Below are 25,596 nucleotides of genomic sequence, written 5' to 3' on the forward strand. Positions count from 1 at the left end.
TGGAGCGCTCCAAGAACTCGCGCTTGGAGCGCTCCAGGCCACGAACAAACCGTGAGCGGCTGCGATCGACTTAACCGACCGACGAAGGGGTCAGCCCGATGGGTGCAGTCAAGTCCTCAGAGCGCCGCGAGGGTCGCCCGAACGTGCTCGTAGTCCTTCTTGACGACGTTGGGTTTGGTGCGCCCTCACCGTTCGGTGGTCCCTGTCACATGCCCACGGCGGACTGGCTGTCGCGGGGCGGGCTCAGGTACACGCGTTTCCATACGGCGGCTCTCTGCGCACCAACGAGACAGTCCCTGCTCACCGGCCGAAACCCGCACACCGCCGCGATGGGTGGCATCCCGGAGACGGCCACCTCCGAGCCCGGCTATTCCTCGATCAGGCCTGAGTCGATAGCACCACTGGCACGAGTCCTCTCACTCAAGGGCTACGCCACTGGTGCCTTCGGAAAGATGCACCAGACGCCGGCGTGGGAAATCACCCCAAGCGGACCCTTCACCCGCTGGCCGACGGGGGAGGGGTTCGACCGGTTCTACGGCTTCCTCGGCGCGGAAAGCGACCACTTCACACCTCCGGACCTTATCGACGGCACTACTCAGGTTCAGCCGCCGAAGAGCGCGGAGGAGGGCTACCACCTGTCTGAAGACCTCGTGGACCAGGCGATCTCATGGATGTCGACGTTGAACACCCTTGAGCCCGACCGCCCTTGGTTTTGCTACTTGAGCTACGGGGCCTGCCACGCGCCGCTGCACGTGCCCGAGTCTTGGAGGGACCGCTACCGTGGACGGTTCGACCACGGGTGGGATGAAGAGCGCAAACGCACATTCGCACGCCAGAGGGCGCTGGGCCTTGTCCCTGCGGACGCTGAGCTGCCGGCATGGCCCGAGGGCGTGCCCTCCTGGGCGACTCTGTCGGATGCCCAGCGTCGGGTCAGCGCACGACTCATGGAGACCTTCGCGGCCTTTGCCGAACACACCGATGCTCAAACCGGTCGACTCATTGAGCATCTTGAAGCCACAGGTGCGCTGGACAATACGATCGTCTTCTACCTCCTCGGCGACAACGGGCCATCTCCCGAAGGGGGCCTGGAGGGCACCATCAACGAGGCCCTCGCCGTCAACGGATTCACCGACACGGCCGAACGCATGCTGCCATATCTGGACGAGATCGGTGGTCCAACCACCTACCCCCAGTACCCGGTCGGCTGGGCCTTGGCAACGAGTACGCCGTACCAGTGGACGAAGCAGGTCGCGTCGCACTACGGGGGGACCCGCAACGGGATGATCGTCCATTGGCCAAGCAAGATCCCCGACGCCGGCGGGCTCCGGCACCAATGGCATCACGTGGTCGATGTTGCCCCCACAATCCTCGAGGCAGCCAACCTCAGCATGCCCCCCGTGGTCGACGGCATCGAGCAGATCCCACTTGAAGGGGTCTCCTTTGCTTACACGTTCACCGAGCCCGACGCACCGGAGCGTCACACCACACAATACTTCGAGGCACTGGGGAACCGCGGCATCTACCACAAGGGATGGACGGCCGTCACCAAGCATCGCACCCCTTGGCTAATGTCCGGCGCCACTCTTCCCCGATTCGAAGACGATGTCTGGGAGCTGTACGACACCACGTCCGACTGGACGCAAGCCAAGGACCTTTCCGCTCAATACCCGGAGCGCCTCCAGGACCTTCAGCAGATGTTTCAAGCAGAGGCGTCCAAGCACAATGTTCTGCCCCTCGATGATCGGCTCATCGAGAGGTTCAATGCCGCCCTGGTGGGCAGACGCGACCTCTTCGCCGGGCGTTCGAGTGTCACACTTCCTGGAAATCTGCCCCGACTGCGAGAGAACGCAGCCCCGAACCTTAAGAACACATCCTTCACGCTCACCATCGACCTTGAGTTGTCGCCCGAAGCTGAAGGTGTGCTTGTCGCTCAAGGAGGACGCTTCGGCGGCTGGTCGCTATACGTCCATGACGGGCGCCTCCATTACTGCTACAACCTCTGCGGAATCGACATCACGTACGTCCGGTCATCGGTCCTCGAGAGCTTCGGAAGGAGCACGGCCACTCTTGACTTCGTCTATGACGGACAAGGAGTCGGCAAGGGCGGCGACGTCGTCCTCGGTCTGCATGGACGACCCATTGGCGAAGGACGCATACCCCGGACGACCGCCTACATCTTCTCTCAAGACGAGACCTTTGACATCGGTATGGACCGTGGCACACCAGTCACGGAGGAGTACGGCGATATGTCAGCGAACAAGTACACCGGCGCTATACACACTGTCCGCGTGGACTTCGGAGACGATTCGCTCGCGCCAAGCGTGAGCGAACAGATAGGCGCGGCCCTGATAACCCATTAGGGGATGGGAGCCACGTCAAGTCCGGGCCCGCCCTGGAACCGTAATAGATCGAAACAGGTCAAAGTAACCCTCGTGCGCGAGGCCCAAACAGGAGACATCAAATGATTGCATCCAAAAGGCAGAGCCCGCAGGTTGCCGTGGTCCGAGCCGTTGGCATCGCCGCCGTCCTTGCATCCCTGGCGGCATGCAACAGCGGTGGCGGCGGTGGAGCCCTTGGGGGCTCTGAGAAGGGCGGTGTGAGCCAAATCGTCGTCGCGACCAACGTTTCCCCCTGGCTTCCGGCATACAAGGCGGTGGCAGCACACTGCGAGGAGAAGCTCAAGACCACTGTCGTCCTGCGAGAATTCCCGTTGGACGGCCTTCGAACCCAGGAGATCAACGCCGTTCAGCAGGGAAACCACCCCTTTGACGTAATCCAGCTAAATGAGGGGTGGACAGGCGAATTCTACGACAAAGGATGGGTGCGGCCCTTCAAGGACGTCGATAGCTCGTTCCAGCTAGACCCTCAGGTGATCACGTTCGACAGTCTTCCGTTCTGGGATGCAAAAAAGCGCACCTCTGCGGAGTCGGGCCAAATCGTGGCGATGCCCATCAATGGCAACGTTGAACTGCTCGCCTACCGCACCGACATCTACAAGTCGCTGGGACTTAGCGTGCCCAAAACCTGGGAGGAGGCCATCCAAAATGGCCGCCGAGCACAGGAGGCACGAGCGGTCAAATACGGTTACGTGATGCGCACGCAAGCATCACCCGGAGGTAACTCAGTGGGGTACGAATACGCGCACATGCTCTACAGCTACGGTGGCGATTGGTTCGTCGACGAAGGTTCGGACTGGACGCCCGCGCTCAAGTCTCCCGAGGCCCTGGCCGCAACAAAAACCTGGCTCGCGCTTTCCAAGCTCGGTCCTGCAGACCCCCAGACGGTGGGTCAGGCGGAATCAATCGCCTTGATGCAGGGCGGTCAGGCGCTTCAAAGCCAGGTGGTTGCCGCGGCCGCGGCTGACCTACTGAATCCCAGCAAGTCAAAGGTCTCCGACAAGATCGGCTTCGCGGTCATTCCGGCTGGCGCAAAGGGCGCGACACCGGTGAGCGGCACGTGGAGCCTGGCTATTCCCTCCAAGCTGTCCGACGAGCGTGCAAAGGTTGCGCTTGACTTCATCAAGTGCGTCTCTACGGCGGAGTCGCAGAAACTCTTCGCGGCAAAGGGCGGCATTCCTATTCGCCGCGACGTCATGGACGATCCTGCACTCCAGGCTGAGAAGCCATACTTCTCGGCGCTGGCAGACTCCATGGACACGCTGCACCGCTACCCGCGATGGCCCTTCCGGGAGCCAATGATGTCCGGCGTAGAGCAGGCGCTCAGTCAGATCACCACGGGCAAGGTCACTGTCGAAGCGGGGCTTCAAATCATGCAGGAGAAGAGCGAGGCAGCGGTCAAGGAGGCCGGCTTCCTGAAGTAGGTCGCCGACGATATCCTTGAAATGAACGGAGTTGACATGCGTCGCAACCGATTCGCTTGGTGGGCCATTACACCATTCGCAGGGATCATGCTCCTCTTCGGCATCTTCCCAATGCTGCAACTGCTTCGGATGTCAGTTTCCGATGTGAATATCCAACAGGGATCACTGTCGTGGCGATATGCGGGGCTGGACAACTTCCGCAAACTCATCACGGACGACGCAGTGAGAGAATCGGCCCTCGTGACCGCGACATTCATCATGGGAACCGTGCCCCTCACAGTTTTATTTGGCACCCTTCTTGCTCTCCTGGTACACCGAGCAAAGCTTCTTTCTGGCCTGGCTAAGAACGTCATCCTCTGGCCCGCTGTCATTGCACCGGTTGTGGTGAGTCTCATGTGGCTGCTTATCCTCAGTTCGAGCGTAGGGGCCCTGAACAGGGTCCTGAGCTCTACTGGCCTGCCAACTCAGGCCTGGCTCGGTAGCCGTGTGGGCGCCATGACCTCGGTTATCGCCGTTGATGTGTGGCACTGGACGCCTATTGTGTTCCTCCTTGTCTTAACCGCCCTCCAAGGGATGGACGCGGAGATTCTCGAGGCGGCGCGCGTCGACGGCGCAAGCGAAGTAGCTCTGGTGAGGTACGTGATACTGCCGATGCTGCGGCCGGTAACCGGTGTCGCGATTCTCATTCGCTTGGTGATGTCCGTCAAGGCGTTCGATGAAATGTTCTTGCTCACCCGTGGAGGTCCCGACGGAGCCACCAACTTGATCAGCCTCCACATTCGCACGGTCTTTTTCGACCGATTGCAACTCGGATATGGCGCCGCGATGAGCGTCGGTGTCGTGCTAATCGTCGGATTCATGCTCCTAATGGCGGCCATGGCCCGCCGGTTGGTCGCTCGAGGTGGAATCACATGAGGCCCGATGTTGAAATCGAACACGTTGCGACGGGCAATGCCCCTCGAAGCGCAATAGGAACAGCTCGCAAGTCGAGACGGGGCAAACGCACGAGCGGCCGTATTCAGCCGATCGTCGAGATCGGTCTGGCGATCGCGTGCCTTCTCATCATCGTGCCGATCGCGTGGATGGTGGTCCTTGCTCTGCAACCGGGTCGGAACATTGTAGATCCCGATTGGGCCTTCTCTCTCTCCATGAGCAACTTCGAGGAACTCCTGGGCCCCGGCCAAGCCTTCGCTGCCCAAGCGTTCAACAGTCTACTGATCGTGCTCGGCACCGTGGCGTTGTGTGCGCTTGTAGGTTCACTGACGGGATACGCTCTTTCCCTTCTGAACTTGCCACGTTCAATAACCTGGCTTCTTCTCGGTATCGCGGCGTTCCTGCAGTTTGTGCCTCCCATGGCGCTGGTGCCAGGGCTCTACGTGACGATGGACGGTCTTGGCCTCCTGGGCACCATTCCGGGACTTATCGTCCTCAACACTGTGTTTCAGCTGCCGTTCTCGGTCTTGCTTATGAAGGTCTACTTCGACGCAGCCCCGCGGGCACTGCGGGAGGCGGCGATGATTGACGGAGCGAGTGAGTGGAGAACGTTCCTGTCCGTCATGCTTCCCCTGGTCAGGCCAGGAGTGGGGGCAGTCGCCATCTTCGCGGGGATCATGGCCTGGAACGAGTTCCTATTTGGCCTCACGATGACATCTGGCGGAAAGACCTCCCCACTCACAGTCGGCATTGCCTCCCTCGTCCAGGAATATCAGGTCGCATGGGGCCAGATGGCAGCGGCAGGTGCTGCGGCGGCCATTCCCATGGTCGTCTTGGGTGTCATCGCCAACCGTCAAATCGTGGCCGGCCTCACCGGAGGGGCGGTGAAGGGGTAGTGGGCAATCAGGCGAAGGCCCAGCCAGGAAGTCGGCGGACTTCCTGGAGCTGTTCACGGATCGGTCCGAGGACGTTCTCAGGCGAAGTGTCAAACTCGATTCGCTCGAAAGCGCGTCTCCCATGAGCGGGTGTTGCGCCCCGCGAGGCCAGGTCTCGAGGGCGCCCGGTTCCGCCGCTCAGCCCGGTTCCGCCGTTCAAGAGACCCCCGGGCCGTCGCCGACCAGCTGCCTGCCCGAGTTCGTCCACCTGGCCGGCGGCACCTTCGTCATGGGAGGTGCCGGTCCGGAGGTTAACCCCGCCGACGGTGAAGGCCCACTCCGGCGGGTCGCGGTGTCCCCGTTCCTGATGTCGCGAACCGCAGTCACCAACGCCCAGTTCGCCGAGTTCGTGCAAGCCACGGGACATCAGACCGGCGCAGAACGCTGGGGATGGTCGTTTGTGTTCGCTGGTCTTCTCCCCGGCCCGCTGCGTCGAGGGCAGCGCCCCCCTGGCGCCCCTTGGTGGTGCCGCGTCGACGGGGCGGACTGGCGGCATCCGCTCGGGCCCGGTTCCACGTGGGAAGACATGACCGCCCACCCTGTGGTGCACATCGACCATGAGGATGCGAATGCCTACTGCCGGTGGGCTGGCGGCAGGTTGCCTACCGAGGCGGAGTGGGAGTACGCGGCAAGGGGCGGCCTGGAGCAGGCCCTCTACCCGTGGGGAGACGACCTGCTGCCCCACGGCGAACACCAATGCAACATCTGGCAGGGGGTCTTCCCTACCCACAACACTCGCGACGACGGCTACTTTGGAACCGCACCCGCGGATGCGTTTCCCCCGAATGGTTTTGGTCTCCACAACATGGCCGGCAATGTTTGGGAGTGGTGCAGCGACCACTGGGGCACCACGCATGACTCGCGACCGTCGGTCGACCCTCGTGGGCCCCGCCGTGGAACGGACCGCGTGATGCGCGGAGGGTCCTACCTCTGCCACGTCTCCTACTGCAACCGCTACCGGGTGTCGGCTCGCACGTCGAACGACCCTGGTTCAAGTTCGGGGAACATTGGGTTCCGGTGTGTGCGAATCCCTAGGACGACGTCGTGAGCCAGCGCGACCACGAGCAGGTCGACGTCCGGGTGACTCAAGCTGCTGCCGTCCGGCGTCGCTTCCCGCGCTGGGTGTTCGGCAGCGGGAATGAACCCGACCCGCGATTCACACTCGCCAACGAACGCACATTTCTGGCGTGGATGCGCACGGCACTTGCCTTGACCGCCGGCGGTATAGCCCTCGAAGCATTCTCGGTGAACCTTGAGCCACGGATGCGACTGATCGCGTCCTTCGTGCTGCTGGTTTCAGGGCTCGTCCTGCCACTTGGCGCATGGGTGGCATGGATGCGTACAGAGCGCGCGCTGCGCGCGAAGGCGCCCCTCCAACCGCCCCTACTAGGCCTTCCGCTGGCGATCGTGGTCTCCGCGACAGCGACCGTTGTGATGCTTGGAGTGCTAAACCGATGAGTGAGTCCACACACGATTCATTGCGAGACTCCGGAGTCCAAGTTGAGCGCACCAGGCTCGCCTGGCAACGAACGGTCTTGGCCCTCTGCGGGGCTGCTGTCCTCGCGCTCCGTGGCTGGGCCCACGAAAACCCCGCCGCACGGCTAATCGTCGGTGCCGGGCTCATAGGGGTTGCCGGAGCGGCGTTGGGGCTCTTGTCGAGTCGGCGCCAACGTCTCCAGTCCCATGCACTCCAGGCGGGCAGCTCTAGCGACGCCTCTTCGCCCGGGGCTGGGTCGCTGCTGGCGGTCGTCCTGTTTGCCGCCATCCTCGCCGCCGCCCATCTCATTCTTCTGATCAAGCGAGATGGTCGGTGAGCGCCATGTGCAGCATCAAGCGAGCCGTCCGCGCAGCCGGCCTGACCTGCGCTCTTGATCGCCTGTCAGAGCCGCCGCAGCGACCCCGCCACCATCGCGGCGGACTTGGCGGACAGCGGGGGGATGCCGGGTGGAACGTCCAGGGGCAGCACACCAGGATCAGCGGATCACCGCTGGACGAGGGCCCGGTCGCTGACGTCCGGACCAGTCACGGCTACCTGCTGGCGCCCGCTGCGCAGCACTGTGGAGTGGGGATCTGACGTGGGCACCACACATGACCGACCCCCCAGCGGCGCGCAGGCGGCATACGACGTCGTCGCCATTGGTCGCACGGGAGTGGACATCTATCCCCTCGACCACGGCGTGGGCCTGGAGGACGTGCGCACCTTCGAGAAGTTCCTCGGCGGCAGCGCCACCAATGTCGCTGTGGCCGCGGCGCGCTACGGACACAGCACCGCGCTCGTGACCCGTACGGGCGACGACCCGTTCGGCAGGTTCATCCACCGGGCCTTGCGTGGCTTCGGAGTGGATGACGTCTTCGTGAGCGCGGTGGCTGGGCCGCCTACGCCCGTCACGTTCTGCGAGGTCTTTCCACCGGACGACTTCCCGCTGTACTTCTACCGCTACCCGATCGCCCCGGACCTGATGATCGAGCCCGAGGAGATCCCAGGGGAGGCCATCGCCGAGGCTGGGATCCTCTGGGCCACCGTGACGGGGTTGTCGCAAGAGCCGAGCCGCAGCGCGCACTTCGCTGCCTGGCAGGCGAGAGGTCGAGGCAGGCACACGATCCTCGACCTCGACTACCGCCCCATGTTCTGGCCGAACCCCGACGAGGCAAGCGCGCAGGTCGGCCGGGCGCTCGAGCACGTGACCGTGGCAGTGGGCAACCGTGAGGAGTGCCACGTGGCCGTCGGCGAGACCGAGCCGCAACGCGCTGCCGACGCCCTCCTCGAGCGCGGGGTGGAGCTCGCCATCGTCAAGCAGGGACCCAAGGGCGTGCTCGCTGCCACCCGTGAGGAGCGACTTGAGGTGCCTCCTTTGTCGGTGCAGGTCGTCAACGGCCTGGGGGCCGGAGACGCGTTCGGGGGAGCCCTGTGTCATGGGCTTCTCGAGGGCTGGGACCTGCGCCGCGTCCTCGCGTTCGCCAACGTGGCGGGGGCCATCGTCGCCTCGAAGCTCGAGTGCTCCACCGCCATGCCCACCGAGGCCGAGGTCGAGGCGAATCTCGCCCGACACAGCGTCTCCGAACCCGCCGAGGAGGCGTAATGACCACCAGCACGGTGTCCGTTGCTGAACTGACCGAGATCCGCGCCCGCGAGCCGCAGCGCATCGGCAAGGCGTGGCAGGCGCGCACGCGCCGGGACCTTCTCGGCGCGGACGGTCGGCTCCTCATCGTGGCGGCCGACCACCCGGCCAGGGGCGCGCTCCGCGTCCGCGACGACGCCGGTGCGATGGCGAGCCGCAGCGATCTGCTCGACCGGCTGGCCACCGCCATCGCCCGGCCCGGCGTGGACGGGGTGCTCGGCACCCCCGACATCCTCGACGACCTCCTGCTGCTCGGCGCACTCGAGGGCAAGGTCGTCATCGGGTCGATGAACCGGGGCGGTCTACAGGGGGCGACGTTCGAGCTGGACGACCGGTTCACGGCATACCGCGCCGCGGACATCGCTGCCAACGGCATGGACGGCGGCAAGATGCTCACCCGGATCGCGCTGGCCGAATCCGACACCGTGGCGACCCTCGAGGCGAGCGCCCATGCGGTGACCGAGCTGGCCGAGCGCGGCCTGATGGCGATGGTCGAGCCGTTCATGTCGGAGAGCCGCGAGGGCAGGGTGGTCAACCTGCTGGACCCCGACTCCACCATCAAGTCGATCCACATCGCCGCGGGGCTGGGCGCCTCGAGCGCGCACACCTGGCTCAAGCTGCCCGTGGTCGACGACCTGGAGCGCGTCATGGACGCCACGACCCTGCCGACGCTCTTGCTTGGTGGTGACCCGCAGGGCGACCCGCAGGACACCTACGCGTCCTGGGGCAACGCGCTCGACCTGCCCGCGGTCCGTGGCCTGGTCGTCGGCCGCGCGCTGCTCTACCCACCGGACGGTGACGTCGCCGCGGCCGTCGACATTGCCGGCGCGCTCGTGCACGGGGCGAGCCTATGAGCGACAACGCCCGGTGGGTGCGCCCGCTCGGGTCGGGGGCCGACCACAGATGGGAGGTCGTCATCGACGACCGGGTCGACGGCTGGAGGCACACCGGTCTGTATACCGGCCGCCTGGCGGACGGCGAGAGCCGCGCCTTCGACGCGGGGCAGCGCGAGGCGATCGTCGTGCCGCTCTCTGGGTCGGTGGCCGTGGCGTGCGTCGACGCGGCTGGTGAGAAGCACGAGGCGGAGCTGGCGGGCCGCGCGAGCGTTTTCGAAGGGCCGACCGACGTGGCGTACCTGCCGGCCGGTTCAGAGACGACAATCACGGCGCGGGGCGCGGCGCGGGTCGCAGTCGCCGTCGCGGTCACCGGGGGTTCGGGGGCGCCGCGGCCCTTCCGGCACGTCGCGGCAGCCGAGGTGCCGGTCGAGCTGCGAGGGGCCGGACAGTGCAGCCGCGAGGTGCGCAACTTCGGGATCCCCGGGGTCCTTGACGCGGACTCGATCATTGCGTGCGAGGTCGTGACGCCCAGCGGCAACTGGTCCTCCTACCCCCCGCACAAGCACGACGAGGAGCGCGCGGGCGTCGAGACCGAGCTCGAGGAGATCTACTACTTCGAGGTCCAGGCCGACGGCTCTCGGCTTGCCCCCGCTTCGTCCGATCCGATCGGCTACCAGCGCGTGTACGGCACCGACGAGCGGCCCATCGACGTGCTCGCCGAGGTGCGCACGGGCGACGTGGTCCTGGTCCCCCACGGCTGGCACGGGCCGGCGATGGCAGCCCCCGGCTACGACCTGTACTACCTCAACGTGATGGCCGGTCCCGGCCCCGAACGGGCCTGGCTGATCTGTGACGACCCCGCGCACGGCTGGGTGCGGACCACCTGGGAGGACCAGACGGTCGACCCCCGGCTCCCGATCGGAGGCACACGATGACCCAACAGACGATCCGGCTCACGGTCGCGCAGGCCGTGGTGCGCTTCCTGGCCCACCAGTGGACCGAGCGCGACGGCGAGCGGCAGAAGCTCTTCGCCGGCTGTTTCGGCATCTTCGGGCACGGCAACGTCGCCGGCATGGGCCAGGCGCTGCTCCAGAACGAGCTCGCTGATGGCGAGGAGCACCTGCCGTACGTGTTGGCGCGCAACGAGCAGGCGATGGTGCACACGTCCGTGGCCTACGCGCGCCAGAAGGACCGTCTCCAGACCTGGGCCTGCACCGCCTCGGTCGGGCCCGGCTCGACCAACATGCTCACCGGCGCAGCCCTCGCCACCATCAACAGGATCCCCGTGCTCCTGCTTCCGTCTGGCACCTTCGCGACGCGGGTGTCCTCGCCGGTGCTGCAGGAGCTCGAGCAGCCCTACGCCGCCGATGTGACCGTCAACGACGCGTTCCGGCCCTTGTCCCGCTTCTTCGACCGGGTGAACCGGCCCGAGCAGCTGCCATCCGCGCTGCTCGGCGCGATGCGGGTGCTCACCGACCCGGTGGAGACCGGTGCGGTGACCATCTCCCTGCCGCAGGACGTGCAGGCCGAGGCCCATGACTGGCCCGTCGAGCTGTTCGCCGACCGTACCTGGCGGATCGCCCGCCCGGTACCCGAGCAGATCGACATCACAGACGCCGCCGCCCTCGTCCGCGCCGCGCAGCGGCCCCTGATCGTGGCCGGGGGCGGCGTGCACTACTCGGGCGCGGAGGAAGCGCTGCGCGCGCTCTGCGAGCAGACCGGCATTCCCGTGGGTGAGAGCCAGGCAGGCAAGGGGTCGCTCCCGCATGGCCACCCCCAGCAGATGGGCGCCATTGGCTCCACCGGAACCACGGCGGCGAACGCCCTCGCCGTCGACGCCGACGTCGTCATCGGCATCGGGACGCGGTGGAGCGACTTCACGACCGCCTCGCGGACCGCGTTCCAGGACAAAGACGTTCGCTTCGTCAACATCAACGTGGCACGGTTCGACGCCGGCAAGCAAGCAGGCCTGTCCGTGGTCGCCGATGCGCGCGAGGCCCTCACCGCGCTCACCGCAGCTCTGCAGGGGTATGCCGTGGAGCCCGCCTACCGTGACCGCCAGGCCGCGCTCTGGGCCGAGTGGGACGCAGCCGTGGAGGATGCCTACCACCCGGCGCCAGCCGTGACCGACAGGCTGGCACCCGGGCTGCTCACGCAGGGGCAGGTGCTCGGCGCGGTCAACGAGCTGAGCGACCCGCGGGACGTGGTGCTCTGCGCGGCAGGATCGATGCCCGGTGACCTGCACAAGGTGTGGCGAGTCCGCGACCGCAAGGCGTACCACGTCGAGTACGGCTACTCCTGCATGGGCTACGAGGTCCCTGCCTCCCTTGGCATCCGGCTCGCGGACGAGAGCCGCGACGTCTTCGCCATGGTTGGCGACGGCGGATACCTGATGATGCCAACGGAACTCGTGACGGCGGTCCAGGAGCGCACCAAGGTGATCGTGGTGCTCGTGCAAAATCACGGCTTCCACTCGATCGGCTCGCTCTCCGAGTCGCTCGGCTCCCAGCGGTTCGGCACGAAGTACCGCTACAGGGACAGCGAGAGCGGCCGTCTCGAAGGCGACCGCTTGCCGGTGGACCTCGCGGCCAACGCCCGCAGCCTCGGTGCCCGCGTCATCGAGGCGCACTCCCAGGGCGAGCTCGAGCAGGCCATCAAGGACGCCAAGGCGGCCCCCGCCAATGGCGGCCCCGTGGTCATCCACGTCGAGACGGACCCCACCGTGTACGCCCCGGACGGCCACGGCTGGTGGGACGTGCCCGTCAGCGCCGTCTCGGAGCTCGACTCGACCCGGGCCGCCTACGCGGACTACAGCGAGCACAAGAAGGCCCAACGGCCCCTGATCGCACCCACCCGACCCAGCAGAGACACCCCTGAGAGGACCGAACGATGACCAAGCCCGCCATGCTCGGTAGCGCCCCCGACAGCTGGGGGGTGTGGTACGCGGACGACCCGGTGCAGACCCCCTGGCGACGATTCCTCGACGAGGTGTCGCAGGCCGGCTACACCCGCATCGAGCTCGGTCCCTACGGCTACCTGCCCACCGACCCCTCGCAGCTGCGAGAGGAGCTCGACAACCGAGGCCTGACCGTGACTGCCGGGACGATCTTCGAGCACCTGCACCGCAAGGACTCCTGGGACACCACGTGGTCGGCCGTCTCGGCCGTCGCAGAGCTCACGGCCGCGATGGGGGCCGAGCACCTCGTCGTCATCCCGGACTTCTGGCGCGACCCGGCCACCGGCGCCATCATCGAGGACGCCCAGCTGACCGACCAGGAGTGGCCGGTCTACGCCACGCAGATCAACCGGTTGGCGCGGACGATCCATGAGGAGTTCGGCCTCAAGTTCCAGTTCCACCCGCACGCCGACAGCCACGTCGACACCCACCCGAACGTCGAGCGCTTCCTGGCAGAGACCGACCCAGAGCTCGTCACGCTCTGTCTCGACACCGGCCACATCGCGTACTGCGGCGGCGACAGCCTCAAGATCATCCAGGACTTCCCGGAGCGGATCGGCTACGTCCACCTCAAGCAGATCGACCCCGTGGTCGCCGAGAAGGTCCACGCCGCCGGCATCGGCTTCGGTGAGGCCGTCAAGCTCGGCGCCATGTGCGAGCCACCCCTCGGCGAGCCGGCGATGCCGCCGATCCTCGAGGCGCTTGCCAAGCTCGACGCGGAGATCTTCGCGATCGTCGAACAGGACATGTACCCGTGCCCGCCGGACCAGCCCCTGCCCATCGCGCAGCGGACGCTGACCTACCTGCAGTCCTGCGGACCGCTCCGCTGACCGCCCAACCCCGACTGCGAAACCTGACTGCAGCACCTCACGAAGGAGTGACCAACCATGACGGATGACCTGAGGGTGGGAGTGATCGGCGTCGGCATGATGGGCGCCGACCATGCCGAGCGCGTCGTGAACCGGATCGCCGGGGCACGGCTCGTGGCTGTCTCGGACCCCGACACAGCCAAGGCCGACCAGCTCGCCGCCCAGTTCGACGGCGTGAGCAGCATCGGCGACCCACTGGCCCTCATCGCCGACGAGGGAGTTGATGCGGTCATCATCGCCTCGCCCGGGTTCGTCCACGAGGAGCAGGTGCTGGCCTGCCTCGAGCACGGCACATACGCCCTGTGCGAGAAGCCCCTCACGATGGACAGCGAGTCCTCGCTGCGCATCGTCGAGGCCGAGCACAAGGCCGGGCGACCGCTCGTCCAAGTGGGCTTCATGCGGCGGTTCGACCCGGAGTACGCCCAGCTCAAGGCGATGCTGGACAGCGGGACCTACGGCCGGACGCTGCTGGTGCACAACACCCACCGCAACAAGACGGTGCCCGACTCGTTCCGTTCCGAGATGATCGTCCGCGACTCGCTGGTCCACGAGGTCGACGTCGCGCGCTTCGTCTTCGGCGAGGAGATCGAGGAGATCACCGTCCTGGCCGGCACGCCGACCGGTGAAGCGGCCGAGGGCGTGCTCGACCCGCAGGTCGCGCTGTTCCGCATGGCTGGAGGCGGCCTGGTCACCTCCGAGGTCTTCGTCAATTGCCAGGTCGGGTACGAGGTGCGCTGCGAGGTCGTCGCCGAGCGGGGCACCATCACCGCTGGCAAGAACAGCACCGGTATCTTCAGCACGCTCGCCGACGAGCAGGGCGGCGCCTGGGGCGGTCAGGTGGCACCTGACTTCCGGGTCCGCTTCGCCCGCGCCTACGACCTCGAGGTGCAGTCCTGGGTCGATGCCAGCAGGCGTGGCGAGGTGGTCGGGCCGACCAGCTGGGACGGATACGCCGCCACGGCGGTCTGTACGGCCGGAATGGAGTCTCTGGCGACCGGCCGGCCTGTCAAGGTCGACCTGGCGGATCGCGACGCGGTGCTGGGAGGGGTCGCCCGATGAAGCTCGCCCTGGATCCGTACATGTTCCGGGAGACCACCACCCTGTCGACCCTGCCAGGCACGGTGGCCGATCTTGGCTACGAGTGGATCGAGCTGTCACCTCGGGAGGACTTCACGCCGTTCTTCACCCACCCGCGGGTGGGTGACGACACGGCGAAGGCCTTCAGCAAGGAGCTGAAGGCCGCGGGGGTCGGCGTCGCGTCGGTCCTGCCGCTGTACAAGTGGTCCGGCCCCGACGAGGAGGAGCGGCAGGCGGCGGTGCGCTACTGGAAGCGGGCGATCCAGCTCGCGTCCCTGCTCGGGGTCGACACGATGAACAGCGAGTTCAACGGCAACCCGCGCGAGGCGGACGTGTGCGAGGGGCAGTTCTGGAAGTCGATGGAGGAGCTGCTGCCGCTCTTCGAGAAGGAGGGGATCCGGCTCGTGCTCGAGCCCCACCCCGACGACTGGGAGGAGGACGGCAAGCGCGCCATTGACCTCATCCGTGGCATCAACTCCCCGAACGTGTCATTCCTCTACTGCACGCCGCACACCTTCCACCAGGGCAACGACGTCGACGGGATCCTCGACAAGGCCGGACCCCTGACGACGATGTGCCACATCGCCGATGCCTACGACCACACGGCCTCGAGCGGACTGCGCTACATCGTCAACCCGCCGGGGTCGCAGGTCACGGTGCACCAGCACCTCGACGTCGGCCAGGGCGAGGTGGACTTCGAGGCGTTCTTCAAGGCGTTGGAGCGCAACGGGTTCGACGGCATCGTCAGCTCCTGCGTCTTCGCCTGGGAGGACCGGGCCGCCGCCTCCAGCACCTACATGCGCGAGACCATCTCGTCCTACCTGGCGAAGTGGGCCTCGCCGCCCACCCTCGAGTCCCCCTAACGGCAACCACGCGGCATACCGAACGGCGCAACACCCCCTGCAACGACGAAGGAACGTCACCATGAGCACTCCCACCCGTATCACGCACCTCATTGCCGGCCAGCCCTGGACGGGTACGGCCGAGCGCACCAGCGAGGTGCACAACCCCGCGACCGGTGAGCTCACCGGACTGCTCGACCTCGCCTCCGCGGACCTCGTGGGCGACGTCGTCGCGACCGCCAAGGCGGCCTGGGAGGACTGGGCCGACACCTCGCTGGCCCGGCGGGCTCAGGTGCTCTTCAAGTTCCGCCAGCTGCTCGACGACCGCAAGGAGGACATCGCGGCCCTCATCACTGCCGAGCACGGCAAGGTCCTCAGCGACGCCGTGGGCGAGGTCACCCGGGGGCTGGAGGTCGCCGAGTTCGCCTGCGGCATCCCGCACCTGCTCAAGGGCGGGTTCAGCGAGAACGCCTCCACGAATGTCGACGTGTACTCGATCCGTCAGCCGCTCGGCGTGGTCGCGGTCATCTCACCCTTCAACTTCCCGGCCATGGTGCCGATGTGGTTCATCCCCATCGCCATCGCCTGCGGCAACGCGGTGGTCCTCAAGCCCAGCGAGAAGGACCCCTCAGCGGCCATCGCCATTGCATCCCTGTGGACCGAGGCCGGCCTGCCCCCCGGCGTCATGAACGTCGTCAACGGTGACAAGGAGTCGGTCGACGCACTCCTCACCCACCCGGACGTCAAGTCGGTCTCCTTCGTGGGGTCCACACCGATCGCCCAGTATGTGTACGAGACCGGTACCACCCACGGCAAGCGTGTCCAGGCCCTCGGTGGAGCCAAGAACCACATGCTCGTGCTGCCCGACGCCGACCTGGACCTGGCCGCCGACGCCGCGGTCAACGCCGGGTTCGGCTCGGCGGGGGAGCGGTGCATGGCCATCTCGGCCCTCGTGGCGGTCGAGCCGATCGCCGACGAGCTGATCGGGAAGATCAAGGACCGCATGGGCAAGCTCACCACCGGGGACGGCACCAAGGGCTGCGACATGGGTCCCCTGGTCACCGCAGCGCACCGCGACAAGGTCACCGGCTACGTCGAGGCGGGTGTCGAGGAGGGCGCGACCCTGGTGGTCGACGGTCGTGACGACGACTTCGACGGTGGCGAGGACGGCTACTTCCTCGGGCCGACGCTGTTCGACAACGTCGGGACCGAGATGTCGATCTACCGCGACGAGATCTTCGGGCCTGTCCTGTCCGTGGTGCGGGTGGACAGCTACGACGAGGGCCTCGCGCTGATCAACGCCAACCCCTACGGCAACGGCACCGCCATCTTCACCAACGACGGCGGAGCGGCCCGACGCTTCCAGCGGCAGGTCGAGGTCGGCATGGTGGGCATCAACGTGCCGATCCCCGTCCCGGTGTCGTACTACTCCTTCGGCGGATGGAAGAACAGCCTGTTCGGCGACACCCACGCCCATGGCATGGAAGGCGTGCACTTCTTCACCCGGGGCAAGGTCGTCACCTCGCGGTGGCTCGACCCCAGTCACGGCGGCCTGAACCTCGGCTTCCCCCAGAACGTCTGAGGACAAGGCCGTAGGTCAGTAGGGCCCATCGAACAGAAGGGATAGCCAGTGCCGCTCGTCAGAATCGACGTGAATGAGGGCCGTTCAGAAGCTGAGCTCCGCCGGATTGCGGACACGGTCCAAGAGATCATGCTGGAGACTTTCAGCGCCCCGCCGCGAGATCGCTACCAAATCATCACTGAGCATCCGGTCGGCCAGATCATCGCGGAGGACACCGGGCTGGGGTTTGAACGAAGCGCCGGCGTGACAGTCATTCAGATCTTCCAGCAGGGACGCTCCCGAGAGCACAAGGCTGCTGCCTACCGCGAACTTGCACGGCAACTGAAGGAAAAATGCGGGATTGCTCCAACCGATTTGATCATCTCAATCATGGCGAACGAACCCGAAGACTGGTCCTTCGGCCTCGGCCGCGCCCAGTTCGTCGAAGGTGACCTTTAACGGTCCGATCCCTTCGCGTTCTGGTCGCATCCGTTCGCCACTGAATGGTCATGGCCGGCGGCGGTGACATCCGAGGCAGCCATTGACCCGGAGGAGTGCAGCTGTGCGTGATGGCACGTGAGCCGCAGTGATGGCGTGCGAAGGGGCGGGGCCGGGATGCAGCGCCCCCCAAATCAGGCTTTCGCGCTGCTCGCCGACGCGGATGCGAACGTTCGCGAAACACTATCCGCGGCTGTGAGCCTGGTTGGCCTTGCATCGACCCCGGTTGAGGACGGACGACAGGCCATCGAAATGTTGGCCGATCTGCGCCCGAGCATGGTCATCCTTGACGTGCAGCTGCCCGGTCTCAGTGGGGTCGAAGTCTGCTGGTGGATCCGTCGGCAGTGGCATCTTGCGGACGTTCCGGTGATCTTGCTCAGTGGACTCACTTCGCAGTTCGAGATCGATGCGGGCCTGCTGGCCGGAGCCAACCATTACGTGACCAAGCCGTTTAAGAGCTCTCACATCACTGCCCTCGTCGCCCGCCACCTCGTGGGCGGCCCTCTTGCCGCCCCCGGCCCGTGTGATCATCTCTGACCCAGCGGACTGATGGGCAAACGTGATGGGGAACGCGTCCGACAAAGTCTCAGGGCGGGCACTGTGAGCTTGTTGGCTGGATAGGGAAGGCTCACGTCAAGGACGGCGACGCGCGACCGGACCTCGCGAACGGCCACGAGTGGTGCGCCCGCCGCGCCGGACATCGATCACGCAGTGCCGCCGGACGCCTTCAGCAGCTCCGCTTGCCTGCGAACCGGCTGCGCGTGGCTCGCAATTGGGTGGGGCGTTTCGGGGCACCTCGTCCAGGGTCGGCTGGTTGCGTCTGGTCGGGTTGCCGTCACTCGTCCTTGCATGACGATTGGCGAACCTTCAATGCGCGAGAAGGTTGGCGCGCCAAGCGTGCTCGAGGAAGCCTCTCGCTGTGACGCCACGATGGACATGGCTGTCCTACTGCTGTCAGACGGCCGGGAGCGAGAGAACCCGATGGCCCTCCAAGGCGCTGACCTGCGGTTTTAGTGGCCAGGGGCGGGGTCGAACCGCCGACCTTCCGATTTTCAGGTGTCGGCGGTCGTGGTCGGACGTCGGCAGGGGGCTTCGCGCATGCCCGTTTGGCCCTCCGGAGTCCGACGCCTGCTGGTTTTGTCCGGTCGCGTTGCTGTCAGTGCTGCTGTCAGGCCACCCATGCGCGCGGCCGCTGAGCGTGCATGGGATTCACGTGGGGGCAGTTGGGACCGAGGTTCCTGGCGTGCGTTGGCGCCAAGTGCTCGAGGCCGCCCGTGGGTTAGCCATGAAGGTCGGCCCGAGCATCCGCGCGCCGCCCAGCCCGGTCGCTCTTTGTGGACCGCTCCGTCGATCCCGGTGATGGCCGGTCAGGGCGAGGTGTCGCCGTGGTGTGGGTCGATGTTCTGGGATGACCCGTGTAGTAACCCTCCGAGATCCGTGCGATGACCTCAGGCTTCACCATTGAGTGGGGCTCCGTCAGTAGTTCGACAACACGCTCAGCTGCTCTGTCGAGGTAGTCCTGGCCCGTTGCGATGGGCGTTTTCCTTACGTCATGAGAGTTGCCCGCTGGCGGTCTTGAGATCTGCCGGACGTGCCCTCGACTATCGCTCCGTGCTCCAGTTGGTCGCAGGCAGCCGCGACCACTCTCGGCGACGCGGCCATCAGGTCTGTGCCGTGTGGCACGGGGAGGTTCACCGGCGGCGAGTCGGCGTGCGTCTGCCCTGTCCGCCCGCCTCGTGCCTCCGGGACGGTCTGGTGATCGCGTCAGCACACGGCGGCGAGCTGCGCCGGCAGCAGGCTGGACGCGGAGTGGTCGGCAACGATCGTGACGTCGGCATGCAGTTGCAGGATCGACGCGGGGCATCTCGCGGACACGGGACCGCTCAGGGCGTCACTCAGTGCTTGTGCTTTGGCGTCTCCTGTGGCGATCATCAGAAGGCGACGGGCTCGGGAGATGGTCCCCAAGCCTTGAGTGATGGCGTACTCGGGGACTTGGGCTAGGGAGGGGAAGAAGCGGGCGTTTGCCCGGCGCGTGGATTTGCTGAGGCGCACAACCCTGGTTCGCGAGGAGAGTGAGCCGTAGGGCTCGTTAAAGGCGAGATGTCCGTTGGCTCCGATACCGAGAACTTGTAGGTCTATGCCGCCGGCCTGGTGGATTTGTTCTTCGTAGTTTTCGGCTGACTGGTTGTGATCGTGGGTCCACGCATTGGGGAGGAGGACCTGGTCTGGTTGAAGGCCCCAGGGATGACTGACGTGACGGGCGAGGTAGTTCGCGTAAGTGAGCTCGCTGGATGGTGGGAGTCCGAGGTATTCATCCAAGGCGAACACACGCAGGTGACGTGCACGGGCGGCGATGTCGCTGATCCGCGCCACGACTTGATATGTCGCCTCCGGTGAAGCGCCAGTGGCCAATCCGAGGCGCAGTTCGGGGTTGGCGTCGATGGCGGCCTCCAGGAGTTGGCCAGCGGTCTGGGCGACGTCACGTCGTTGCCCGCACACGATTAGCCTCATCGGGCCACGCCTTCTTCCTCGGACAGGGCGGGGACATCATTGAGGACCGCGTGCGCAGCGAAGAGGGCACCGTGGACTGACGCGTCGTAGACGTACATGGCCTGCCGGAGCTGTGGGGGGAAGGACTGCCCGGAGATGGCGGACTCGATGGCAGGCAGGAGGGTTGGAGCTGCGTGCATCAGGCCCCCGCCGAGTGCGATGACGCTGGGGTTGAGGATGATCGAGAGCTGGCTCACTGTGTGCGCGACCTGCTCGCGGATCTCGGCTGCGAGCCCCGACTGTGGTCCGGTCGTGGCGAGGAGGAGGTCCACTGCCCGAACGCCTTCAAGACCGTACTCGCGGGCAGCGCGCTCCTCGATCGCCCGCCCTCCGATGACGTGTTCGACCAGTGTCCCGTGGCCTGCGGCGACCGGCAGGTAGCCGACTTCGCCGGCGGCACCATTATGACCGCGTACGAGGTGGCCGTTCACGACGATGCCCGCAGCCACACCGGTGCCGAGGCTTAGATAGACGCCGTCGGAGACGCCGTGCAGTGCGCCGTTCGTGAGCTCCGCGAGGGTCGAAAGGTTGACGTCGTTTTCGACCGTGATCGTGGTGGTCGCAAGGATCGCGGCGACCTCGTCATCGATCCGGACCTCTTCCCATCCGGGGATGTTCGGTGACATGGCCACGCGGCCGTGGGTCTGGATTCCGGGTATCCCGATGACGCAGGAGAGACGTCGTCGGTGACCATCGAGGTCGGCTTCGGTGATGAGCGCGTTGGCTGCAATAGCCGCGCGTTGGACCACCGAAAGGGCGCCGTCCGCTGCTTCTGTGGGGATGCGGGAACGCCCCCTGACGGTTCCGCTTTGGTCCGCCACCATGATCTCGATCTTGGTGCCGCCGATGTCGATTCCGACCGCGAGCCCGCGGATTGGTGGAGTGTCAGTCATTTACGGGCGTCCAGGCCGTTCCAGCGGGTGCCTCGATCCAGGACTGCACCGCATTTCGGAAAGCTGGGGTGAGCTCTCGTTCGGACAGCACGGTGTACCACAGTTTCGACTTCTTGATGACCTCCGGGACGGCGTCGAAGGCGCGGTTGACGTCATCCCAGGTAACGCCCATGTCGGCGGGACGGTACGGCACGCCGAGTCGGTCAATCACTCCTCGGATCCAGTCCGGGTCGTTGCCCTGCAGGGCGCTGGCGATGAGGATGCCCAAGCCGACCGCCTGCCCGTGGAGGAATGACCTCCCGGTGACGTACTCGAGTGCGTAGAACACGAAGTGGTCGGCACCCTCGATGTGTCGGGGGTTCCAGCCCGCGTTCGCGAAGGCCATTCCGCCGTACTGCAGACTGTCCACGAGCGCACGGATGCCCTCGTCGGTGAGGTCACGGATGCTGTCGACGTTGTCGACGATCCTCTGCATTGCTTCACGCGACTTCTCCGCCAGGTCCGGGTCGAACGGCCAGCGCTGCTCCGCGTTGCCGGACTCCTGCGCAAAGCGCCAGTCCCACAGCGCCGTGTGATAGCAGAGCACGTCGGCTGCGCCTGACCAGTTCAGCAACGCCGGGGCTGACCGGACGATGTCGAAGTCCACGAAGATGGCTTCGGGTTTGGCCCAGCCGACATACTGCACGACACCGTCGATCCGCACTGCCGAGCGGTGACCCCACGCCGCATTGACGCTCAGGGCGGTCGGCACCTGGAAGAACGGGATGTTCAGGCGCCCGGCGAGGTACTTCGCCGCGTCGAGCGCCTGGCCGCCACCAACACCGACGATGGACTTCAGGTGCTGATGACTGGCCACCGTCTCCTCCAGGTACTCGCGGTTGAGCCCGGCCTGGATGATCGGGAAGCCGTCGGCGCCGATCTGCTCCTCCACAAGGGGGCGCAGGTCGTCCATGGTGACGACCGCGGTCGGTCGGTTGAGGATCTTGCCGAGCTCGGGGAGCAGTCCCCTGCCGAAGATGGTGTTCACGTGACTCCTTCGTTAACGGTGCGTAAATACTATTGACGGCTGTCCGACGTCGTCAATAGTATTTACGCATGGCGCTTGACACCTCTGGCCACGCCCGCCGACACGACATCGTTCGCGTACGCAATGAGCATGCCGTGCTGACGGCGCTCCTGGACGGCTCGTCCTTGACCCGGGTGGAGCTGAGCCGGCTGACCAGGCTGTCGAAGCCGACCGTGAACGCCATCATTGACCGGTTCTGCGACGACAAGGTCGTGAGCCGGACGACGGTCGCTTCTGCCCCGCCGAAGTTCTCCCTTGACGCGCGGGCAGGATCGGCGCTTGCCATCAGCATCAGCGCCTCACGGGTACGCGTTGGACTGGCTTCACTGTCTCCCCGGGTGGATGACGACTTCGTGCAGCGACCTACCCCGGACAATCCCACGGCCCTGCTTGACCTGCTCTCGGACCTCAGCGGGCAGGTGTCTCGGAGGCTCACCCGGGCTCGACCGAGTGTCGTGGCGATCGCTGTCCCCGGGATCCCGGTCGACGGGAAGGTCCAGCTGGCGACCAACACCCCAGCCCTGGACCAGGTGGACTTCGCAGCTCGAGCGCATGAGCTATTTGAGTGCGAGGTGCTGCTGGTCAACGACGCCAACTGCGCCACGCTCGCCGAAGGATTCTCCGGTGCCGCCCGTGGCCGCTCCACCTACGTCGGACACCACTTCGGAGTCGGCATCGGCATGGGTTTGGTGGTCAACGGCGAGCTGTTCGAAGGCCCGACCGGGCGCGCCGGCGAGACCGGCTTCATGCCAGCAGAACGCCTCGGGTCCCGGATCGAGGCCAGCGATTTCCGCGCGATCGCCGAAGAGTTCAAGCGCCACGGCGACCACGTCGCGCAGACCCACGTCGAACAGGCCGCCCACGTGGTGGCACGCGTCGTCATGGCCGTGCAGAGCGTGATCGACCCAGAGATCCACGTACTCGGCGGCACCGTAGGCGCCTCGAGCCGTGTCATCGATCGCGTCCGCTCCCTTCTCGACGACCAACCCCTGCGCGCCTTGGTCGCCGCCGGTGAGCTCGGCGGGAGCGCCGCGCTCATCGGCGCACAGCGAATCGCAATCGACCACCTGACCGCACGTCTCCTGGAGCGTCATGGAACCGCTTGAGATCGCCCTGCGGTTAGGAGTCGCGCTCCTCGCCGGGCTCGCCGTCGGCTTGGAGCGGGAGATCACAGGCCACCCCGCCGGCATGCGCACCCACGTGCTGGTCGCCATCGGTGCAGCCATGTTCACCCTCACAGGGGCTTACGGCTTCACCGACGTCAGCAAGGGCCCCAACATCGATCCCGCCCGCATTGCCGCCCAGGTCGCCTCAGGAATCGGGTTCATCGGCGCCGGCGCCATCCTCCGCGACCGCGGATCGATCCGCGGCCTTACAACAGCCTCGACCGTGTGGTTGTCGGCGGCATGCGGCGTTGCCGCGGCTGGGGGGGCCTACTGGGAGGTGGCAATCGGCACCGCCTTCGTCCTGACTGTCCTGGTCGGCATCCGGTACGTCCGGATAGGCCAGGGCCGCTGGGAACACCTTCAGCTTGAGGTCGAGTACCTGATGGGGGCCGGAACGCTGGGCCCGATTCTTGACGCCGTCAAGCGCAGCGGCATCCGGGTCCACGGCATCGACCTCGCTGACGACTCCACCATCTCTCTTCGCCGGGTGAATCTTCGGCTCACCGTGCCCGCCGGGACCCACGCTCACCAGGTCGCCGCCGACGTGTCCTCCATCAATGGAGTGAGCGGTATCTCGCTCATCCCGGATTGAGGAGGCGGGTGAACGCGATGAACACCTGACCCGACACGAGAAGCCCCAGTGCGAGCAGCCTCCAGGGGCGCGCGCCTCCCGCACCTTGATGCCCACTAACTGATCCGGCGCCGAGACCAGCCAAAAATTCGATCTCTGGTCACTTCAGGATCCACACCTACTGACACCACTTCCCCGAAGCAGCAGACATCTCAGAAGGGCAGTTCACGTGAAAGACCGAGCACCTCACAAGCTCAGGATCGGTGTGGCCGTCGCGGCCGCGCTCGCACTCCTGACGTCCGGCTGCGCAGCCGGCGCGACCTCCGACCAGAGCGCTGACGGGGGCACGCTGCGCTACGCCACCGTCGCCGAGCCCGTGGGCCTCGACCCGGCCTTGGTCTTTGACAGCGACTCTTACCGCATCAACGCCCAGATCTTCGAGACCCTTACTACCCTGGCGCCTGGCGCCACCTCCGACGTCGTACCTGGCCTTGCCAGCAAATGGACCCCAAACACGACCGGCACGGAGTGGACCTTCACCCTCCAGAAGGACGTCAAGTTCCAGGACGGCACCGACTTCAACGCCGACGCCGTGGTGACCAACTTCGAGCGCTGGAAGAACTTCCCCGAGGCACTCCAGGGACGCGCCGAGCTCATCGGAACCATCTTCGGCGGCTTCGGCGACGCCTCCATCGTGAAGTCGGTCGAGGCCACCGACGCAACCACGGTCGTCGTACGGCTGAGCGAGCCCCGGCCCGACCTGCCCATCGCTTTGACCGTCCCGGTCTTCGGCATCGGCAGCCCCACGGCACTGAAGAAGTACAACGCCGATGATGCAAGCAGCAAGTCCAGCGAGTTCGCCAACGCGCACCCGGTCGGCACCGGTCCGTTCCGCTTCGACTCCTGGGTCCACGGTGACCGAGTCGAGCTCGTCCGCAATGGCGACTACTGGGGCACGCCCGCAAAGCTCGGACGCCTGGTCTTCAAGGCAATCCCCGACAGCGCAGCCCGGCTCAACGCGGCCATCGCCGGCGACGTCGACGCCGCAGACGCGATCAGCCCGGCCGACTCCAAGTCGGTCACCTCGGCGGGCAACCTGCAGCTGCTGCCCCGCGCGTCCTGCAACTCCGGGTACGTCTCCTTCAAGAGCAATCAGCCGCCCTTCAACGACCCTCGTGTACGGGAGGCCGTCGCCCACGCCATCAACAAGGACGCCCTCGTCAAGCGGTTCTACGGTGAATTCGGCAAGCCGGCATGGCTGCTCATGCCCGAATCCATCCCGCACTACGACTCGTCTTTGAAGAACCCCGACTACAACCCCGGGCTCGCCAAGTCGCTCCTCGCCCAGGCGGGCGTTCCCCACCCGAAGGTCGACTTCTGGTACCCAACCGACATGACGCGTCCCTGGCTGCCCGACTCCCAGGGGATCTTCCAGGCAATCACCGCAGATCTGGAAGCCGTCGGGTTCGCCATCACTCCCAAGAGCGCGACCTGGACCTCCTACCTGTCGGACTCTCAAACGTCGAAGTACGCGATGTTCCTGCTCGGCTGGAGCTGCGACTACGGCACAGCCGACAACTTCTACGGCGGCGCCTTCGGCTACGTCGGCGGAAAGCCAAACCCGCGTTACGCCTACGCCAGCGACAAGTTCAACACAGCCCTGACCACCGCGGAAACGGCCCCGGTCGCCGAGCAAGACGCGGCCTGGAAACAGGTGCAGGAAATCGTCTACAACGACAACCCAGTGGTGCCGTTCGTGCACGGCTCCTCGGTCGTGGCCGCCTCAACGCGCATCAAGGGCTACGTGCCCAACCCGGTGTTCGTCGAGCACTTCGGCAACGTCAGCCTCAACAACGGATAGGAGAGGTGTGGGGTGGGACCTGCCCAGCGGGCCCACCCCACAC

At 66.0% G+C, this 25,596-nt stretch carries 23 protein-coding genes; 20 read left to right on the top strand and 3 right to left on the bottom strand.

Translation table 11 applies throughout. The annotated features are described in order from the left end of the window. The first annotated feature begins 98 nt into the window (after positions 1-98). The 17 genes from ACXJKD_RS13690 to ACXJKD_RS13770 all read left to right on the top strand — a co-directional run bounded on the left by ACXJKD_RS13690 (position 99) and on the right by ACXJKD_RS13770 (position 17,983). Positions 99-2,360 (top strand): arylsulfatase, encoded by a 2,262-nt coding sequence (locus ACXJKD_RS13690; protein WP_457255165.1) that lies wholly within the window; start codon positions 99-101, stop codon positions 2,358-2,360. Between the two features lie 236 nt (positions 2,361-2,596). After that, positions 2,597-3,820 (top strand): extracellular solute-binding protein, encoded by a 1,224-nt coding sequence (locus ACXJKD_RS13695; protein ID WP_457255166.1) that lies wholly within the window; start codon positions 2,597-2,599, stop codon positions 3,818-3,820. A 21-nt stretch (positions 3,821-3,841) separates the two neighbouring features. Beyond that, positions 3,842-4,735, top strand: coding sequence for a carbohydrate ABC transporter permease (locus ACXJKD_RS13700; protein WP_457255167.1), 894 nt, complete (start codon positions 3,842-3,844; stop codon positions 4,733-4,735). Continuing rightward, positions 4,732-5,649 carry a carbohydrate ABC transporter permease gene (locus ACXJKD_RS13705; protein WP_457255168.1) on the top strand — a complete coding sequence of 306 codons (918 nt, stop codon included), beginning with the start codon at positions 4,732-4,734 and terminating at the stop codon, positions 5,647-5,649. The genes ACXJKD_RS13700 and ACXJKD_RS13705 overlap by 4 nt, the downstream gene beginning before the upstream one ends. A 121-nt stretch (positions 5,650-5,770) precedes the next feature. After that, a complete protein-coding gene (locus ACXJKD_RS13710) occupies positions 5,771-6,736 on the top strand; it encodes a formylglycine-generating enzyme family protein (protein ID WP_457255169.1) in 966 nt (321 codons plus the stop codon). After that, the gene (locus tag ACXJKD_RS13715; RefSeq protein WP_457255170.1) at positions 6,733-7,146 is read left to right on the top strand and encodes a YidH family protein; all 414 of its coding nucleotides are present in this window, start codon (positions 6,733-6,735) and stop codon (positions 7,144-7,146) included. Before ACXJKD_RS13710 ends, ACXJKD_RS13715 begins: the two co-directional genes overlap by 4 nt. Next, a complete protein-coding gene (locus tag ACXJKD_RS13720; protein WP_457255171.1) occupies positions 7,143-7,502 on the top strand; it encodes a DUF202 domain-containing protein in 360 nt (119 codons plus the stop codon). The genes ACXJKD_RS13715 and ACXJKD_RS13720 overlap by 4 nt, the downstream gene beginning before the upstream one ends. 261 nt (positions 7,503-7,763) lie before the next feature. Further along, complete coding sequence (gene iolC / locus ACXJKD_RS13725) at positions 7,764-8,768, top strand: 5-dehydro-2-deoxygluconokinase (RefSeq protein ID WP_457255172.1); 1,005 nt, start codon at positions 7,764-7,766, stop codon at positions 8,766-8,768. After that, on the top strand, positions 8,768-9,661 hold the full coding sequence (locus tag ACXJKD_RS13730) for a class I fructose-bisphosphate aldolase (protein ID WP_457255173.1): 894 nt from the start codon (positions 8,768-8,770) through the stop codon (positions 9,659-9,661). Before iolC ends, ACXJKD_RS13730 begins: the two co-directional genes overlap by 1 nt. Then, positions 9,658-10,578 carry a 5-deoxy-glucuronate isomerase gene (gene iolB / locus ACXJKD_RS13735; RefSeq protein ID WP_457255174.1) on the top strand — a complete coding sequence of 307 codons (921 nt, stop codon included), beginning with the start codon at positions 9,658-9,660 and terminating at the stop codon, positions 10,576-10,578. The genes ACXJKD_RS13730 and iolB overlap by 4 nt, the downstream gene beginning before the upstream one ends. Next, complete coding sequence (iolD, locus tag ACXJKD_RS13740) at positions 10,575-12,536, top strand: 3D-(3,5/4)-trihydroxycyclohexane-1,2-dione acylhydrolase (decyclizing) (RefSeq protein ID WP_457255175.1); 1,962 nt, start codon at positions 10,575-10,577, stop codon at positions 12,534-12,536. The genes iolB and iolD overlap by 4 nt, the downstream gene beginning before the upstream one ends. After that, positions 12,533-13,429 carry a TIM barrel protein gene (locus ACXJKD_RS13745; protein WP_457255176.1) on the top strand — a complete coding sequence of 299 codons (897 nt, stop codon included), beginning with the start codon at positions 12,533-12,535 and terminating at the stop codon, positions 13,427-13,429. Before iolD ends, ACXJKD_RS13745 begins: the two co-directional genes overlap by 4 nt. Before the next feature lie 57 nt (positions 13,430-13,486). Continuing rightward, a complete protein-coding gene (locus ACXJKD_RS13750) occupies positions 13,487-14,527 on the top strand; it encodes a Gfo/Idh/MocA family protein (protein ID WP_457255177.1) in 1,041 nt (346 codons plus the stop codon). Continuing rightward, positions 14,524-15,408 (top strand): sugar phosphate isomerase/epimerase family protein, encoded by an 885-nt coding sequence (locus tag ACXJKD_RS13755; RefSeq protein WP_457255178.1) that lies wholly within the window; start codon positions 14,524-14,526, stop codon positions 15,406-15,408. Before ACXJKD_RS13750 ends, ACXJKD_RS13755 begins: the two co-directional genes overlap by 4 nt. A 61-nt stretch (positions 15,409-15,469) precedes the next feature. Next, entirely contained in the window at positions 15,470-16,969 is a 1,500-nt protein-coding gene (locus ACXJKD_RS13760) for a CoA-acylating methylmalonate-semialdehyde dehydrogenase (RefSeq protein WP_457255179.1), read from the top strand. A gap of 48 nt (positions 16,970-17,017) precedes the next feature. After that, the gene (locus tag ACXJKD_RS13765) at positions 17,018-17,407 is read left to right on the top strand and encodes a tautomerase family protein (protein WP_457255180.1); all 390 of its coding nucleotides are present in this window, start codon (positions 17,018-17,020) and stop codon (positions 17,405-17,407) included. Positions 17,408-17,563: 156 nt separating this feature from the next. Continuing rightward, entirely contained in the window at positions 17,564-17,983 is a 420-nt protein-coding gene (locus ACXJKD_RS13770; protein ID WP_457255181.1) for a response regulator, read from the top strand. A 1,227-nt stretch (positions 17,984-19,210) separates the two neighbouring features. On the opposite strand, the gene ACXJKD_RS13775 is transcribed toward ACXJKD_RS13770, so the two are convergent. From ACXJKD_RS13775 to ACXJKD_RS13785, 3 genes are read right to left on the bottom strand one after another with little or no spacing between them, the layout of a single operon-like run. Beyond that, positions 19,211-19,957, bottom strand: coding sequence for a glucosamine-6-phosphate deaminase (locus ACXJKD_RS13775; RefSeq protein ID WP_457255182.1), 747 nt, complete (start codon positions 19,955-19,957; stop codon positions 19,211-19,213). Further along, on the bottom strand, positions 19,954-20,889 hold the full coding sequence (locus tag ACXJKD_RS13780) for an ROK family protein (RefSeq protein ID WP_457255183.1): 936 nt from the start codon (positions 20,887-20,889) through the stop codon (positions 19,954-19,956). Before ACXJKD_RS13780 ends, ACXJKD_RS13775 begins: the two co-directional genes overlap by 4 nt. Further along, positions 20,882-21,916, bottom strand: a complete 1,035-nt coding sequence (locus tag ACXJKD_RS13785; protein ID WP_457255184.1) for an iron-containing alcohol dehydrogenase — start codon at positions 21,914-21,916, stop codon at positions 20,882-20,884. Before ACXJKD_RS13785 ends, ACXJKD_RS13780 begins: the two co-directional genes overlap by 8 nt. A 68-nt stretch (positions 21,917-21,984) precedes the next feature. On the opposite strand from ACXJKD_RS13785, the gene ACXJKD_RS13790 reads away from it, so the two are divergent. From ACXJKD_RS13790 to ACXJKD_RS13800, 3 genes are all read left to right on the top strand, one after another. After that, a complete protein-coding gene (locus ACXJKD_RS13790) occupies positions 21,985-23,061 on the top strand; it encodes an ROK family transcriptional regulator (RefSeq protein ID WP_457255185.1) in 1,077 nt (358 codons plus the stop codon). Next, the gene (locus tag ACXJKD_RS13795; RefSeq protein ID WP_457255186.1) at positions 23,048-23,713 is read left to right on the top strand and encodes an MgtC/SapB family protein; all 666 of its coding nucleotides are present in this window, start codon (positions 23,048-23,050) and stop codon (positions 23,711-23,713) included. The genes ACXJKD_RS13790 and ACXJKD_RS13795 overlap by 14 nt, the downstream gene beginning before the upstream one ends. Before the next feature lie 208 nt (positions 23,714-23,921). Further along, positions 23,922-25,553 (top strand): ABC transporter substrate-binding protein, encoded by a 1,632-nt coding sequence (locus ACXJKD_RS13800; RefSeq protein WP_457255187.1) that lies wholly within the window; start codon positions 23,922-23,924, stop codon positions 25,551-25,553. Positions 25,554-25,596: the final 43 nt, after the last annotated feature.

This window comes from Pedococcus sp. P5_B7 (assembly GCF_054049895.1).